At 58.2% G+C, this 16,116-nt stretch carries 13 protein-coding genes; 2 read left to right on the plus strand and 11 right to left on the minus strand.

The features are described from left to right. The first annotated feature begins 12 nt into the window (after nt 1-12). On the plus strand, nt 13-2,337 hold the full coding sequence (locus AC5S16_RS10350; protein ID WP_493929982.1) for a VWA domain-containing protein: 2,325 nt from the start codon (nt 13-15) through the stop codon (nt 2,335-2,337). Between the two features lie 228 nt (nt 2,338-2,565). On the opposite strand, the gene AC5S16_RS10355 is transcribed toward AC5S16_RS10350, so the two are convergent. The 8 genes from AC5S16_RS10355 to AC5S16_RS10390 form a co-directional block, all read right to left on the minus strand. Beyond that, on the minus strand, nt 2,566-2,994 hold the full coding sequence (locus AC5S16_RS10355) for a peptidase inhibitor family I36 protein (RefSeq protein ID WP_493929983.1): 429 nt from the start codon (nt 2,992-2,994) through the stop codon (nt 2,566-2,568). A 63-nt stretch (nt 2,995-3,057) separates the two neighbouring features. Next, nucleotides 3,058-3,252, minus strand: a complete 195-nt coding sequence (locus AC5S16_RS10360; RefSeq protein ID WP_493929984.1) for a C1orf53 family protein — start codon at nt 3,250-3,252, stop codon at nt 3,058-3,060. Beyond that, nucleotides 3,230-7,672: a DEAD/DEAH box helicase gene (locus AC5S16_RS10365; RefSeq protein ID WP_493929985.1), complete on the minus strand. Its 4,443-nt coding sequence runs from the start codon at nt 7,670-7,672 to the stop codon at nt 3,230-3,232. The genes AC5S16_RS10360 and AC5S16_RS10365 overlap by 23 nt, the downstream gene beginning before the upstream one ends. A 54-nt stretch (nt 7,673-7,726) precedes the next feature. Next, on the minus strand, nt 7,727-8,029 hold the full coding sequence (locus AC5S16_RS10370; RefSeq protein ID WP_493929986.1) for a HigA family addiction module antitoxin: 303 nt from the start codon (nt 8,027-8,029) through the stop codon (nt 7,727-7,729). A gap of 14 nt (nt 8,030-8,043) precedes the next feature. Continuing rightward, the gene (locus AC5S16_RS10375) at nt 8,044-8,340 is read right to left on the minus strand and encodes a type II toxin-antitoxin system RelE/ParE family toxin (protein ID WP_493929987.1); all 297 of its coding nucleotides are present in this window, start codon (nt 8,338-8,340) and stop codon (nt 8,044-8,046) included. Between the two features lie 80 nt (nt 8,341-8,420). After that, the gene (gene accC / locus AC5S16_RS10380) at nt 8,421-9,797 is read right to left on the minus strand and encodes an acetyl-CoA carboxylase biotin carboxylase subunit (protein ID WP_493929988.1); all 1,377 of its coding nucleotides are present in this window, start codon (nt 9,795-9,797) and stop codon (nt 8,421-8,423) included. Nucleotides 9,798-9,887: 90 nt separating this feature from the next. After that, nucleotides 9,888-10,358: an acetyl-CoA carboxylase biotin carboxyl carrier protein gene (gene accB / locus AC5S16_RS10385; protein WP_493929989.1), complete on the minus strand. Its 471-nt coding sequence runs from the start codon at nt 10,356-10,358 to the stop codon at nt 9,888-9,890. 40 nt (nt 10,359-10,398) lie between these two features. Further along, nucleotides 10,399-11,487: a M24 family metallopeptidase gene (locus tag AC5S16_RS10390; RefSeq protein WP_493929990.1), complete on the minus strand. Its 1,089-nt coding sequence runs from the start codon at nt 11,485-11,487 to the stop codon at nt 10,399-10,401. Between the two features lie 240 nt (nt 11,488-11,727). Here AC5S16_RS10390 and yihA point away from each other — a divergent pair, with 240 nt between their 5' ends. Then, nucleotides 11,728-12,330 (plus strand): ribosome biogenesis GTP-binding protein YihA/YsxC, encoded by a 603-nt coding sequence (gene yihA, locus AC5S16_RS10395; RefSeq protein ID WP_493929991.1) that lies wholly within the window; start codon nt 11,728-11,730, stop codon nt 12,328-12,330. Between the two features lie 100 nt (nt 12,331-12,430). Here yihA and AC5S16_RS10400 read toward each other — a convergent pair whose 3' ends face one another. From AC5S16_RS10400 to AC5S16_RS10410, 3 genes are all read right to left on the minus strand, one after another. Next, complete coding sequence (locus AC5S16_RS10400) at nt 12,431-12,832, minus strand: type II secretion system protein (RefSeq protein ID WP_493929992.1); 402 nt, start codon at nt 12,830-12,832, stop codon at nt 12,431-12,433. A 10-nt stretch (nt 12,833-12,842) separates the two neighbouring features. Beyond that, nucleotides 12,843-13,343, minus strand: a complete 501-nt coding sequence (locus tag AC5S16_RS10405) for a type II secretion system protein (RefSeq protein WP_493930220.1) — start codon at nt 13,341-13,343, stop codon at nt 12,843-12,845. 198 nt (nt 13,344-13,541) lie between these two features. After that, the gene (locus tag AC5S16_RS10410; RefSeq protein WP_493929993.1) at nt 13,542-15,893 is read right to left on the minus strand and encodes a secretin GspD/PilQ domain-containing protein; all 2,352 of its coding nucleotides are present in this window, start codon (nt 15,891-15,893) and stop codon (nt 13,542-13,544) included. Between the last annotated feature and the right edge of the window lie 223 nt (nt 15,894-16,116).

Raw genomic sequence — 16,116 nt, forward strand, 5'->3', positions numbered from 1 at the left:
GAGGACACTGCCATGATCAAAAACGCTGTCATCCTGAGCAAAGCGCAGAGCGCACAATCGAAGAACAGGGTGAGGGTGCCCCACCTTCGCGAAGCTAAGGTGGGTGTGTTCACAACTCTCATCCTGGCACTTCTCACTGCTATCACCCCGCTCCACGCCCAGAACCAACAAAGTCAGCAGGACCAGCAAAACCAGTCCTTCACCCTGAAGGTCACAAGCGACCTCGTCCTCACCAACGTCGTCGTGCGCGACAAAAAAACCGGACAAATCGTAAAGGGCCTCAACAAAAACGACTTCACCATCACCGAAAACGGCAAGCCGCAGCAGATCACCAGCTTCGATTTTGAAAGCGTGGACCAGGCCGCCGCGCTCAACGAAGCCACCGTCAGCGGCAAGGCAGGAAACATCCTTCTCGGCAAAACCGGCGTCGTCACCGGAGACGCACTGCGCGACCACCGCCTCGTCGTGCTCTTCTTCGACCTCACCTCCATGCAGCCCGAAGATGTAGAACGCGCGCAGGACGCGGCCCGCAACTACATCAACAAGCAGATGCAGCCTGCTGACGTTGTCTCCGTCGCATCGCTTGACTCATCTTTATCGCTCGACCAGGACTTCACGCAGAACAAGCAGCTGCTCTTGAACGCCGTCAACAGCTACTCCGGCGACCAGACACAGGGCTACGCGCCCGGAGCCACCAGCACCACCAACCAGACCGAAGACACCTCCGCCTACACTGCCGACGAGAGCGAATACAACGACATCAACACGGACCGCGAGCTCTACGCCATCGCATCGATTGCCAAGTCGCTCAACTACATCAATCAGAAAAAAGCTCTGCTCTACTTCTCCGGAGGCATCTCGCGCGACGGCATCGAAAACCAGGCCTCGCTGCGCTCCGCCATCAACGCCGCCGTGCGCTCCAACATGTCCATCTATTCGGTTGATGCGCGCGGCCTGCAGGCCATCTCTCCGCTTGGCGATGCAACCACAGGCAGCCTGCGCGGAACCAGCGGCTACAACGGCGCCGCGCTCCAGAACAACCTGGATTCCAACTTCAATTCGCAGGAAGTCATGGCCAATCTTTCCTCCGACACCGGAGGCAAAGCCTTCTTCGATTCGAACGACTTCGCGCCCGCCTTCGATCGCATGCAGCAGGACACGTCCGCTTACTACGTCATCGGCTTCCGCTCTACCGACACGCGCCGCGACGGAGCTTATCGGCGCCTGTCCATCAAGATCAATCGCTCAGACCTGAAGCTCGAATACCGTCCCGGCTATTACGCACCCGCCGACTTCAAGCATTCCAATAAAGAAGATCGCGAACGCGAGCTGGAAGAACAGCTCACCAGCGATCTGCCCGCAACCGATGTCGCCGTCTATCTGCAGGCGCTTTACTTCCGCCTCGACGACAATCGCTTCTACATCCCGGTCTCTATCCTCGTGCCCGGCTCGCAGATTCCTTTCGTAAAAGGCGGCGACCGCGACAAGGCCACGCTCGACGTCATCGGCCAGGTGACCGACGCAGCCGGACGCCGCATCGGCGATGCGCGCGACACGGTAAAGCTCGCCATCGATCAGTCGCAGCAGGTGCGGCAGAAGAACATCCAGTACTCCACCAGTTTCACGCTGCCAGTCGGAAAGTATCATTTGAAGTTTGTCGTGCGCGAGAACGAAACCGGACGTATGGGCTCGTTCGAAACCGACATCACTATCCCTGACCTGCGCAAAGCTCCGGTCAAGCTCAGCTCTGTTGTACTCGCCAGCCAGCGCATCCCTGCCGGAAAAAACGCCGCCAGCCCGCTCATTCATGATGGCCAGGAGATCGTTCCCAACCTGCCGCACGTCTTCCGCCAGGATCAGCACTTGTATTTCCTCTATGAGATCTACAGCCCGGCACATGCAACGACAGCAGCAGGTTCATCCGATGCAGCCACTCAATCTTTGTCATCCCGACCGGAGGCGCAAAGCGCCGGAGCGGAGGGACCTGCAGTTTCGCATTCAGCTCAAAAGCAAAAGGGTGGGAAAGCAGCTGAAGCAACGGCCAGCGTACCAGTCCGCGTTTTCACCAGCATCGAATTCCTGAGCAATGGCCTCAAGGTCTTCGAAACGCCTCTGGTACAAGCCACGCAGATCAATGAGCCCTCACGCAACGCCATCGCATTTCAGTTTGATGTGCCGCTGGCCGATCTCAAGCCCGGCGTCTATACATGCCAGGTTAACGTCATTGACGACGCAGGCGGCAGCTTCACCTTCCCCCGCACAGCGCTGCTCATTCGCGAAAGCACGCCGCCAGCAACGCCTGCGCCAACAACAGGCGCATCGCCCTCAGGCCGCTAGATCAGTTTTCATTCGGATACAGTGAATGTTTATGTGTTTTGAAAGGGCACGGCTTCAGCCGTGCCGATAGCGGTATAAAAAATGGGCTTCAGCCCCTGAGGGACAACTCTACACCTGTAAGAAAACTGCGTTAAATCAATTCTGAAAAAGAGTATCTCGCATTTTTTCGTCGAGCGCCCCACATCTCTTTCGAGAATGTGGGGCCCCGAGTATGAGAATCAAAGCAGATCAGTTCACTACGATCGAAGAGACACGGTTGTTCCAGGTATGACCGTCCCGGAAGCGCAGCATACGCAGGTCAGGAACGCTGCGGCCAACATTAGCCCTGCCATTGGCGAAGTTGCGGTCGTTGAAAATCGTTACGCGTGCGCCACCGTAGACCTGGATGGAAGAAATGTTGTCGCCGAAACCTCCGGGCAGCGCCGGAAGCCGGTCGCCCGAACGGACGCAGAAGCGGTTTCCCTGAAAATTGGCCGTTGAAAAGAAGCAGGCCCCGCGACGCGGAGACGGCCGCTGGTTCCAGCTCTGATTCCAGGTATTGTTTTGCGGGCCGTAAGCCCAGGGATCATTCGACTGAGGACCAGGGCGGCGTTGTGGATATTGAGCTAAGGCTGCGACCGTGAAAAACAGGACGAAGAGTGTGAAAAATTGTTTCATGTGTTTGCTCCCCCAATCGAATTCGCTGCGCAGTGGATAGTAGCCCAACTCATTGCCAGAAGTCTAGTTCGATGCTTCGCCTTCAGCTGCTTCTTCGCGCCAGGGACAATGCCTGCAGCCCGATCCGCAGCAATATCCGCGCTTCAGATGATAGGCCTCAGTAAAAACCAGGTAGGGCCCATCCATGTAATAGTCCACGCCTTCAATGAGCGGCTGCTCAGTCTTTGGGTTTGGCTCAGGCGGTGGGTGGCTGCTCATACTTCGATTCTGTCAGAGCCAGCGGCAAAGTAGAAATAGACGCGCGGGTGCCCCATCCTGACGAAGTCAGGGTGGGGGTGTTTTGCTTTGTCTCCCGAAATTCAAGCGGCATCAACACACTCTCATCAAACGTCACGCGATTTCCCGCCACAGCCGCAGCGCGCTCCCCTGGAACTACAACCCCGATCAGATTCAAAGGATCAGCCGCTGCTATTGTCACCGGCTCTAATGGAATCCCGCTGCGCCGCGCCTCACGCAAGGAATCGAGCGCCTCAGGAAGAGCAAACTGCTCGCCGCCAAACCCGGAAACAAAGCGCCCGCCGCGTACTTCGCCGCGCGCCTCCATGCGCCGTAGAATGCCTAGCAGCTCACGCCAACGCGGAACCGTTGTCTCATGTTCGAGCAGATCGCGAAAGACAACACCATAGCGCCGCAGCAGCATCCGGCACGCCGACTCTATCTCCGCCTCGCGACGCTCGGGAGTCTGCCCATCCACGCCTCTGAAGAAGCTCCAGCGCCCGGCAGCCTGCTTGGCCCGGGAACGCGCGCCATTCGTCTCCTTGCGTCTCGGATCAATCAACCCGCGCAGGCTGTCGAAGCCGTCCGCCGTCACCAGTCCCGCGGCAACCAGCTCCCACAGCGCCATATCAGCCTCAGCCGCCGGAACTCCCAGCCTCCGCACCAGGTCGCCGGCAAACATTGCGCCGCCCGAAGAAAGCGCGTCGCGCACGCGCCCGGCAAGTTCGCTCAAGCACGCCGTCAAACAGGCTTCAGGAATTTGTCGCTGTGACAGGCACAAATCCATCCACAGCGCCTCTTCCCTCAGAAAGAACGTAATCGGAGCCATGCTGGTAGGCACAACACGGCGCGGCCCGCCGGACTCAATCGAGTTGAATGCCGGATGCGGCGAAATTCTTCCCCATCCCACAACGCCGGAAAGACAAAGCGCATCGAGCCAGCGCGGATCATAACCCGCCACGCGTGCGGGAAGAATCGATCGCTCCCACTCAATCGCCGGCGCCTCAAATCCTTCAAGGCCGCGCAATGCTTCGAGCAACCCCGCCTCGCCGCTCAGCTGCGTCCGCGGAGCCACATGTTGCCAGCGCAGCAGCCACTGCATGAAGAGCGACGGTGCAACCGGCTCAACCTGCTTGCGCAATGCAACCAGAGTCCGCTTATGAATGCGCTGCAACAGCCGCCGCTCGCACCATTCCACATCTTCGTCCGGAACAGCCTCAACCGGCCCGCGTCCCTCAAATACTCCGCGCAAAATCATGCCCGTCATCTCAAGGTGCAGCATCTGTTTCCAGATTTCGCCCGCGGCAACGCCCAGCTTTTCGCCAAGAGCCCGCGAAGAAACCGGCCCAAGGATCGTCATCCATCCCTGAATCGCTTTGCGCAGCGCATCCTCGCTGTTTGTAACTGAATTGGCTACATAAACAGGATCAGAGACAAAATGCGCATCCGGCAAAAGCAGTTTCAGGTGTTCAACACGCTCGGCCGCGCAAAGATATTCGCGCCCGCCTGCCCGTGCCAACGTTGCCCGCCCATGATCCTCAAGCCGCGCAAAGAAAACATCCCAGTCCCGCGCTTCAGGCTGAAGCAGAATCTCCGTCGGCACTATCACCAGCGAGCACAGCAGATCATGCAGCTCATGCTCATCGCGCACATCCGGCCATATCTCTTCGCGGACTATGGCAATAGCATCCGGAGAAAGCCTGCCTGCCTCGCCCAGCAGGTTGTCCGGCAGAATGCCGCGCATATTCACAGCCCGAGCGCGCCGTTCCTCCAGCGGAGCATCATCTAAAAACGCATAAGGATTTGCGTTCAACATCTCGTGCGCAAAATGCGATGGCGTCGCCGTATCGACAGCAACGCAGCGAATGCGCCCCGCATGCATATCCTCCAGAACGCGCTTCAAGCCCTCAAGGTCCATCGCCTCGCCCAGCACGTCCTTCATCACTTCGCGAATGAGCGGATGCTCCGGAATCACAATGTCGCCTTCAATGTTTTCAAAGCACGCAGCCACCTGCGGAAAAACACTGGCCAGCAGATCATCTGCTCGCGTGCGCTGGATTTGCGGCGGAATGCGCTTGCCATTCCTGAACCGCAGCAACTGCAGACTCCGCCCCGCATCCCACTTCCAGCGCGCTTTAAAAATGGGCGATGCCAGTGAAGCCTGCTCCAGCAATTCCGTAACAGTATGTTCGGTCAGAAACTGAAAAACATCACTCAGCGGAAAACTATGCTGCTCGGCCAGCGAAATATTCAGTCCGTTGTCCGTCGCCGCAGCCTGCAATTCAAAATTAAAACCGCGGCAGAAGCGCTTGCGCAGCGCGAGGCCCCACGCCTTGTTGACGCGTCCGCCAAACGGGGCGTGCAGGATCAGCTGCATCCCTCCGCCCTCGTCAAAAAAGCGCTCCGCAACAATCGTGGCAAGCGTCGGAACAATACCCAGCACAGCACGTCCTGCGGCGATGTAGCCGATCATCTGCTCAGCGCCAGAATCGCAGACACCGCACTCCTGCTTGAGCCATGCCACATTCTCAGCAATTTCCTGATTCGACTGGCTGATGTATCCGGGCAGAACATTCTTCGTGCGCCGGTCAATCTCCTCGCGCAGCTCCGAAACAAACTGTGAAAGCTCAATCGTCCGCTGCGGAGCTTCGCCACGCCAGAAAGGCACTGTCGGCGGCTGCCCCTGCGCATCTTCTACAAGCACACGCCCCGCGCTCTCAATGCGCTGCACCCGCCAGCTCGTATTGCCCAGCAGAATAATGTCGCCCGCCGATGATTCCACCGCGAAGTCCTCATCGAGCGTGGCAATCTGCACGCCTTCCGGCTCCGCAATCACGGCATAAAGAGCCGTATCCGGAATCGTGCCGCCATTCGACACAGCAATCGTGCGCGCGCCCCGCCGCGCCTGGATGCGCCCATGCACTCGGTCGCGCAGCAGGTATGAACCATAGCGCCCGCGGCTGGCCTCGATGCCATCCGTGAGCAGGCACAGCACCTCTTCAAACTCGTCACGCGTCAATGTCTGGTATGGCTGCGCGCGCCGCAGTATTTCAAAGAGCGCGTCTTCCTCCCACGGCTCCGCCGCGCATGCAGCAACAATCTGCTGCATCAGCACATCGAGCGGCTTCGGTGGAATCTCCAACCTGTCGAGCACACCTGCACGCATCGCGCGAATCGTCGCTGCCTGCTCGATCAGGTCATCGCGCGTCGTTGCAAAAAAACGCCCCTTCGGAATTGCTCCGCGCCAGTGCCCCGCGCGCCCCACACGCTGCATTGCAACTGCAATGGCACGCGGTGAGTTGATCTGACACACAAGATCCACATGGCCAATATCGATGCCCAGCTCGAGTGAAGCCGTCGCTACCAGTAAACGAATCTCGCCTGCCTTGAGCTTCCGCTCTGCCTCAAGCCGCAGCTTGCGCGAGAGGCTCCCATGGTGCGCCGCGACATTTTCCTCGCCCAGCAGCTCACCCATGCGGAAGGCCAGTCGCTCGGTCATCTTGCGCGTATTGACAAAGACCAGAGTCGAGCGGTGCTCCAGCGCAAGCTCGGCAAGCCGCTTGTAAATCCCATCCCAGATATCGTTGTTCGCAACTGCGCCCAGCTCTTCATCCGGGACTTCAATGGCAAGATCAAGCTCGCGCCGCTGCCCCACCTGCACAATCTCAACCGGCTGCTCGCATCCTCCGCGCAGAAACTCCGCCACCAGCTCAATCGGATTCTGTGTAGCCGAAAGCCCGATGCGCTGCGGCGCTTCATTCTGCGCAACCAGCCAGTGCCCAACAGACAACCGGTTCTCGCCACGCACCAGCGCGTCCAATCGCTCCAAGGTCAGCGCAAGATGCGCGCCGCGCTTGTCATCCGCCATGGCATGGATTTCATCCACAATCACCGTGCGCACATGCCGCAAGTTGTTGCGGCTCTTCTCCGCCGTCAGCATGATGTAAAGCGACTCCGGAGTAGTCACCAGAATGTGCGGCGGCTGCTTCAGCATCCTCTGTCGCTCAGCCGGCAAGGTGTCGCCCGTGCGCACTGCCGTGCGAATCTGCGGAGAAAGATATCCGCGCTCCAGCGCGAGTTGCTGAATTTCCTTGAGCGGAGTCTCCAGATTTTTCTGGATATCATTCGACAGCGCCTTCAACGGAGAGACATACACAACCTCCGTCTCCGGTCCAAGCCGTCCTTCGAGAGCCTTGCGAATCAGCTGATCGATGCAGATGAGAAATGCAGCCAGTGTCTTACCTGATCCGGTAGGCGCCGAGATCAGCGCCGGCCTGCCGGCCAGGATATGCGGCCAGCCCTGCTCCTGCGGCTCCGTAGGCGTACCGAAGCGGCGCACAAACCACTCCTGTACCACCGGGTGCGCCCAGGCAAGGCTCTCGGGAACAGACGAAGACTGCATGGGCTTATTCTACGCCGTTTTCGTCTATTGTTCGCCTGCCCAGAATATGTTGAGCTATGCGGCCTGCTTCCATGGCCGCGCTTTCTCAATGCGCTTGCGACGGCGCGGAGAATTCAATGCTTCCCACAGATCCGTTCTCCGCTGAACATTCAGCCAGAATTCAGCGCTTGTGCCAAAAACCCGCGCCAGCATCAATGCCGTATCGGCAGTAACAGCGCGACGTCCGCGGCAAAGCTCATTCACATGCTTGCGGGGAACTCCCATGGCCTCAGCCAACGCACCCTGCGTGAGATGCAACGGTTGAAGAAATTCTTCCGTAAGAATTTCCCCCACTGTAGCTGGTTTGCGTTTCGTCATCAGCATTGTGTGCTTCACCTGTAGCTGTGGTTGTCCAGATATACGCCCGATGCTTCGCCGCGACTGCCATTCCATAAAAAGATCAGCCGCCACTGATTATTTACGCGAATGGAATGCAGCCCCTCCAGTTTCCCTTTGAGCTTCTCAAAGTGATTGCTCGGAGGACTGCGCAAATCAGCGTCGCACATCGCATCATCCAGCATCTGCAATTGCCGGAACAGCCTGTTCGATATATCCGCCGGTATCTTCCGGCTGTATTTATCTTCAATAAAGAATTTTTCCAGCCAGCTATCCCGGAATGAAAGAATCATAGAACAGGCATGTAACCTTGTACCGTTCAATGGTACAAAATGCGCAAAATATTAAGCAAGAACTTAATTTTGACGACCAGCTACCCGGCTAAAACAGATTCTTTCCGCTCTTTCTCCCGCTCGAAGTACCGTTCCATAAATTTCGTATCGAACTTGCCCTCACGGAACTCCTCATCCTGAAAAATCCCGCGGTGCAGCGGAACCGTCGTATGAATCCCCTCGACTACAAACATATCGAGAGCACGCCGCATTCGCTCCATTGCCTCGGTGCGATCTTTGCCGTGCGCAATCAGCTTGGCAATCAGCGAATCATAATAAGGAGGCACAACACCTTCGGCATACTGCGCCGTGTCTACGCGGATACCGTTGCCGCCGGGAATATTGAAAGCCGTAATCCTGCCCGCCGACGGTGTGAACTTCTCCGGATGCTCCGCATTGATGCGGCACTCAATCGCATGGCCGCGAATTGTAACCGGCTCAGGCACAATACTCGAGAGCTTCTCACCCGAAGCAATGCGCAGCTGCGCCTTCACCAGGTCGATGCCCGTAATCATTTCCGTTACAGGATGCTCCACCTGGATGCGCGTGTTCATCTCGATGAAGTAGAGCTTGCCGTCTTCATCCATCAGGAACTCAACCGTTCCCGCATTCTGATAGCCGACGGCTTCGAGCGACTTCTTCAGCGTCTTGCCTATCTCATCGCGCAGCTTCTGGTTCACCTGTAGCGATGGCGCTTCTTCAATCAGCTTCTGGTGCCGCCGTTGAATTGAGCATTCGCGTTCGCCCAGCGACATCACGTTGCCGTGCTCATCGGCCAGCACCTGGAACTCAATGTGCCGCGGCTGCTCGATGAACTTCTCCATGTAGAGATCGCCGTTGCCGAAGGCATTCGCCGCTTCCGTATGTGCCGCCTGAAACAACGCAGGCAGTTCATCCGCCGAACGGATCACGCGCATGCCGCGCCCGCCACCGCCCGCTGAAGCCTTGAGTATTACTGGATATCCAACAGACTTCGCCCACGAAAGCGCTTCGTCTTCGTTCTGGATCACTCCATCCGAGCCAGGAAGTATCGGCACCTTGGCCTTCTTCATCGCCTGGCGAGCTTTTTCCTTTTCGCCCATCAGGCGCGTTACTTCCGGCGGAGGCCCAATAAATTTAATATTCGAGGCCCGGCACACTTCCGCGAAGTTCGCGTTCTCGCTCAGCAGGCCGTAGCCAGGATGGATCGCATCGACATCAGCAATCTCCGCAGCGCTGATCACAGCCGGAACATTGAGATAGCTCTCCGCCGAGCGCGGAGGCCCAATGCAGATCGCCTCATCGGCAAAGCGCACATGCAGAGAGTTGCGGTCGGCTTCACTATAGACGGCCACTGTGCGGACGCCCAGTTCCTTGCAGGCACAGATCACGCGCAGCGCAATTTCGCCGCGATTGGCGATAAGAACTTTCCGAAACATAAATACCTAGATACTTCTTTGAAGGGGCACGGCTTCAGCCGTGCCGTAGAAACCAACTTGCCGAAGGGCTTTAGCCCCCGAGGGAAATTCTTATCGCGGCTTCACCGCAAACAGAGGCTGACCATACTCCACCGGCTGGCCACTTTCCACGAAGCGCTTCACAATCTCGCCTGCGGCATCGGACTCGATTTCGTTCATCAGCTTCATCGCTTCGATAATGCAGAGCACCTGTCCCTGCTCCACCTCATCGCCTACCTTTACAAACGCTGCAGCGCCAGGCGAAGGCGACTCATAAAACGTCCCCACAATCGGCGACTTCACCACATGCAGCGAAGCGTCTTCCTGGCTCTCGGCTGGAGCGGCAGGCGCGGAAACCGGAGCCGCCGCATGAACCGCAGGCGATACAACCGGAGCGGGCGCAGAGGGCACAAGTTGCGCCAAGCTGGCCGGAGCGCCTTCCTGCGCAAATTTGATGCGCACTTTCAAGTCGCCCCGCTCGAGGTCGAACTCGCCAATCTTGTTTTCCTTCAGGAACTCAATGAGCTCCTTCAGATCTTTCATCTCGTCTGCATTCATCTTTGCTTGTCTCGTTCAACCTTCATCACAGCTGGATCATAGCCTTGGGCGCTGGGGTCAGAATCCTTGCGCCAGTCGTAGTGACCGCCACCATGTCTTCAATGCGAATGCCAAACTTCCCCTCAATATAAATGCCCGGCTCAATGGTAATCACCATCCCCGGTTTGAGCACCTGCTCCTGCTTTGTGGCAACCCGCGGAGGCTCATGAATCTCAACCCCCACGCCGTGCCCGGTCGAGTGCGTAAAGTACTTTGCCAGACCCGCCTTGCGAAGCACGCTGCGCGCCGCCTCATCCACTTCACCGCACGTCACACCGGGACGCACTGCAGCTACCGCCGCTTCCTGCGCCTCGAGCACAGCATCATATGCCCGCTGCTCATTCACGCCCGGCTTGCCCAGATACACAGTACGGGTCATATCTGAGCAATAACCCTTGAGGATAACACCGAAGTCCAATGTTACGAAGCCGTTGCGCGGCAGCTTCGCCTCGGTCGCGCGCCCATGCGGAAGCGCCGACCGTTTCCCCGACGCCACAATCGTTTCAAACGACATGCCCTCCGCGCCCAGGCTCCGCGCAAAAAATTCGAGCGTAGCGGCAACGTCCGTCTCCGGCACACCCGCTTCGATATGCGGCAGAACAGAATCAAACAGCTGACACCCCAGATGAGCCGCCTTCTCCATCAGCAGCAATTCATCGGAATCCTTCACCATCCGCAGCTCTGATGTCAGGGGCTGCTTGAGCGGCTGAAAGAACCCGCGTCGCTTGCCCTTGCTCAGGCCTTCGCGCATTTGCTCGAGCAAAGATACCGTCGTATGCTCCGGATCAAACCACGTCCGCGCAACACCCGACGTTTCAAACCAGGCACAAGCTTCGCGCAGCGCAGACTTCTTCGCAATAACCACACGCGCGCCTTCTGTCTCCTGCTTCGCCTGCGCCGTGTAGCGCCCATCCGTGAACATAGCCGCGCGCTTCCCAGTAACCGCGAGCGCCGCGTTCGACCCCGTAAACCCGCACAGATAACGCACATCCGGCAGATGTGTCACCAGAACAGCTTCCACCTGCTGCTCCAGCATCTTCTTCCGCAAAGCGCGCAAACGCCCCAGATGATTCATCCCTACATCAAGATAACAGGGTACTGGCCGCACGGGCAGACGCGCGCTTCGCGCGCCATTCGTGCCTCTACTTGTTACTTCGACTCGCTTGCCGCTCCCGTTGGTCGCTGCTTTTTATGCAGGGTGACATAGAGTTGGATTGGGCTGAAATCTCAGCGACCAGCGGGAGCGGGATAAAATGCAATAGATTCATACCAGCAAGGATGGCGCGCGAAGCGCGCGTCTGCTGCATGCAATGCTATGCGCATTTACCCCAAATTCCTGCTCTCAGCCACAGCACCCGAGCACTTCCCCAAACCAGGCGCGCCTGAGATCGCCTTCCTCGGCCGCTCGAACGTAGGCAAATCGAGCCTGCTGAACGCTCTCCTGGGTGAAAAGCTCGCCCACGTCTCATCGACGCCTGGACGCACACGCGCCATCAACTTCTTCTCCATAGCCGACTCGCCGCAGCGCCAGCAGCCGCAGATGTATTTCTCCGATCTCCCTGGATACGGTTACGCGAAAATCTCGAGGTCCATCTCCGCACAGTGGCCGAAGTTCATCGAGCCCTATCTCGCCGAACGGCCCACGCTCGCACTCTGCCTCTGCCTGGTCGACAGCAACATTCCGCCGCAGTCAAGCGACGCGCAGCTCATCGATTTCTTCAAAGACACCGGACGCCGCTTTCTCGTTGTAGGAACTAAAGCAGATCGCCTCTCCGGAAACGCGCGCGTCAAAGCACAAAACGCCCTGCGCAATGGACTGGAAATCGATGAGTTGCTCCTCTGCTCTTCAAAAACCGGAGCGGGCTTGAAAGAACTCTGGAGTGCGATCTATTCCGCAACGGAAGATGCCGGAAGCTAAGAACCTCGGGTGCCCCATCTTCGCGCCCTGCTTTTGGGCGCTAAGGTGGGGTAGTTCACCAAATCTGAAACCTGCACCCTGAGCCCTGTGACCTGGAGCCTCACCAGCTCGAATAAGGCTGCCCGTTGGTCCCCACCTGGTCCGACCCGCTGTGCACATCGCTGATCCCCGGGTCTGTCTGATCGACCGACTGCAACGAGTCATCCATGGCCGTGACCCACGTGCTGTTGCTATGCGTCATCGGGTCATTGGGAACCTCTTTCAGATACCCTCCCTGCACCAGATCATCCAGCGACTGCGGCCCCTTCTCCTTGTCCTGCGTATAGGAATCAATCGCATTCCGCATGATGTGCAGGTCTTCCTTGAGCACAGCCTCCCTCGCTACTTTCAGCGATTGCAGATATACAGGAATCGCAACCGACGCCAGAACGCCGATGATCAGCATCACGATCATCAGCTCGATGAGCGTAAATCCATATTCCCTGCGAATTGTCCGCCGCATCGTCACGTCGTCACCATGTGTTGTATTTCGTCCCGTCCAGGCCCGTTCCTTCCGACTTCGAATACACATCGAAGACATTCTGCCCGCCCCACGAATCGCTTGTCGGATCATCCTGCATCGAGCGCATCCCCCACTCGTCTTTCCCTGTCATCGGGTCGACAGGAATGCGCCGCAGAAACTTCACCTTCTTGCCTTGCACATCCACGCCATTCACCAGCGTCTCCAGGTCCGGCGGATAATTGAAGCTGTCTACCTTCGTCTGAAACGCATTCCTTTCCGCAGCGTCCTTGTAATGGTCGATGGCCTCGCGCATCTGCCACAGGTCGTAGCGCAGCTCGCGTTCCTTCTGGCGCTTCACTTCCAGCTTCGTCAACGGGACCGCCGCCGAAGCCAGCACCGCCAGAATGGCCACCGTCACGATCAGCTCAACGAGCGTCAGGCCGGCTTCCCGGGACTTGCCCCTTCGACTTCGCTCAGGGCAAGCTAGGCAGCCGCGCGCTTTCCACCCCATTGCGCGAAAACCGCGCACAATAGGGACCCCGGCTTTGCGCGCCATTCGTGCTTGTGCTCGCTGCATCAACCTCTTCCGCTCCCACTGGCCGCTGCTAGGACTGGGTGCCCCAGGTTCGCGCAGCTAACCCGGGGTAGTTGTCAGTTCAACCTCGAATGACAGCCGGGCTCGATTGCTGCGCCCTGAGCGCTGTGCCCTTCACTGCAGGTGGACAATCGCCTGCGATCCCATGGCCTGCATGGGCTGTTGCACGCTGTTCCTCACCACCGGCCGCGTAATGGCAATCGAAGCATCGCCTGCGGCCTTGGCCTGGAAGGTGAGCAGCACCACCGGGCCGTCTCCGTTCACGCCGTGAGCGCCAGGTGGACGCGAGGCCGAAATGGCCACACCTCCACTGCCGTCATCGCGATGCACTAGCGCCACCGGCTGGCCATCCTTGCCCAGGAAACCGCCCGCATCCACGTTGATCAGGCTCAGCTTTGAGCTGTCATACTGCATCTGCAGCGGGACGGAGAAGACATCCTGCCCGCCTGCAAGGTTCACCGCCACCTGGAAGGTCGATCCCACCTTCTGCGCTGCCGGCGGAGCATTCAGCTGCAGGCTCACCGGAGCTCCGGCACTGGCCTGCTGCTGCATCTGCTGGATGGCATTTTGCGCAGCCGCGGCAGGCGTCTGCCCGGGCGCAACGGCCTGCGCGGGAATTGTCCCCGACTGAACTGCGGGCTGCGGCACAGGCGTCTGTGCCGGACCCTGAATTCTTCTCAGCTCAATCGAATTGGCTGTACCTGTATCCAGTTGCTCCGTATTCAACGGACTGATCTGCGATCCGCGCACCACATGCGGAATCACCATGAAGACAATCTCGTTGTCCTGCACTTCGTGCTGTGTCGAGCCGAAAATGTACTTCAGAATCGGCAGCTCTGCCAGTCCTGGCGTGCCGCTCAGTGACTTGTTATCCGATCGCGTCAGGATGCCGCCAATAATGCTGGCCTCGCCTTCCTTTAGACGGATTGTCTCCTCCGCGCTGTTGTTCAAAATGACCGGCTCGCTCACACCGCCCAGGTTCAGAACCGGGCCAATCGTCGAGACTTCGATCTTCATCTTCAGCGTCACATCGCGGTCGTAGTGGATCTGAGGCTTGATGTCGATATTCACGCCCACATCCATGTACTGGAACTGCGTGTTCACCAGCGAGCTCACGATGGCAGTCGCGGCGCCCGTCTGATAAGAGCCCGTGGCCACTGGATATTTTTCGCCGATCTTCAACGTGGCCTGCTGTCCGTCAGAAGCACGAACGCGCGGGTTCTGCAGAATCTTCGAATCCGAATCCGTCAGCAGCAGGTTCGCCTGCGCCTGGCCGATGGTCACGGCAAAATTGGTCGAATTCAAATGCGCCAGGTTGTTCAGCGTGAGCCCTGTTGAAGACGTCGTTGTCGAGGTCGTGGAAGTGGTCGTCGACGTGGTCGAAGTCGTCGTCGAAGTCGTGGACGAGGTTGTCGAAGTCGTCGTCTGGTTTGCATTCGACTGCTGGAAATTGATTCCCGCCGTCTGCGGCAGCTGGATACCGATCGTCCGCGTCTTGTCGCGGTTTACTTCCATCACTGCTACGTCGATCACAACTTCAGGCTTGGCCTTGTCCAGATCGTCGATGATCTTCTGCGCCAGCAGCAGCTCATCCGGAGTGCCGCGCATAATAATCGCGTTCTGGCTCGGGACTGCGAACAGCCTCGCCGTGGTAAACACCTGGCGCAGTGCCGTCTGCACGTCGTTCAGGTCCTGCTGCTGGGAAACATTGGTCAGGTAAAAAGTCTGTACCGCCTGCGCATCCAGTTCCGTGCGCTTGCCGCGGTTGTTATCGGCTACAAAAATAGTGTTCGATGTAATGGGCCGCCAGAATGTGCCCGTGATCGTGCCGACAATGCGCAATGCATCGTAAAGCGACACGTTCGTCAAGTCTACTGGTACGCGCTTCGAGGTATACGCCGGATCAAACAGCACATTGATGCCAGCCAGCTTGCCCACCGTCTGGTAGACCACCCTGCTGTCTTCCACCGAATGGATGGTGACGGGCTCATTCGATAGCGGCTTCAGCTCCGGCGGCCCGCCCAGGTCCTTCAGCAGCGGATTGGCATTCGGCGAAACCAGGGCCTCCGGCGTCTGGTTCGGAGGAGCATTCAACTTTTCCCGCGTCGCCTGGATATCCTGCTGCGCCAGTTCGTTGCTCGGGTCGATCTCGAGCGCATGCAGAAACTCCGTCAAAGCGTTCGTGTAATCGCCCTGGTCGCGCAGCTTCTCGCCCTTCTTCACATGCGACGAAGCCGCCGCAGAGCGCGTCCTCTGGTAAGAGGTCTTATAGCGCAGATCTTTGGGATCCTTTTGGAAGGCCTTGTAAAAATCCTCGTAAGCCGTCTCGACATCGTCCCGGGCCTCGGCAGTCTGGCCCTGCTTGTACCAGTGGGCGGCCGATTGTGCCTTGAGCGGTTGGGAAATGCCTAAAAAAAGAAGAATTCCGAGCGATAAGAAAGCCAGTTTTAAGGCGCGGTGATTCATGCAACTCCAGGAGAAAGGGTCTGGGGAAAAGACTTTCAGGCCCCGCGGCCAGTGCCTTTGAAAAAGACCTTGACGCTGGCCGATTATAGCATCGCCGCCGAGCCGATATCTCATTCTGCGCTCGCGCCTTAGCATGAACACCTGTAGCTGTCAGGTCTCAGGTCACAGGGCTCAGGACGCAGAAAGCAGCGCTCAGAGGTTACAGGAATGAGAATCGCTGATT

The sequence above is a fragment of the Acidobacterium sp. FHG110202_01 genome (genome assembly GCF_059115305.1).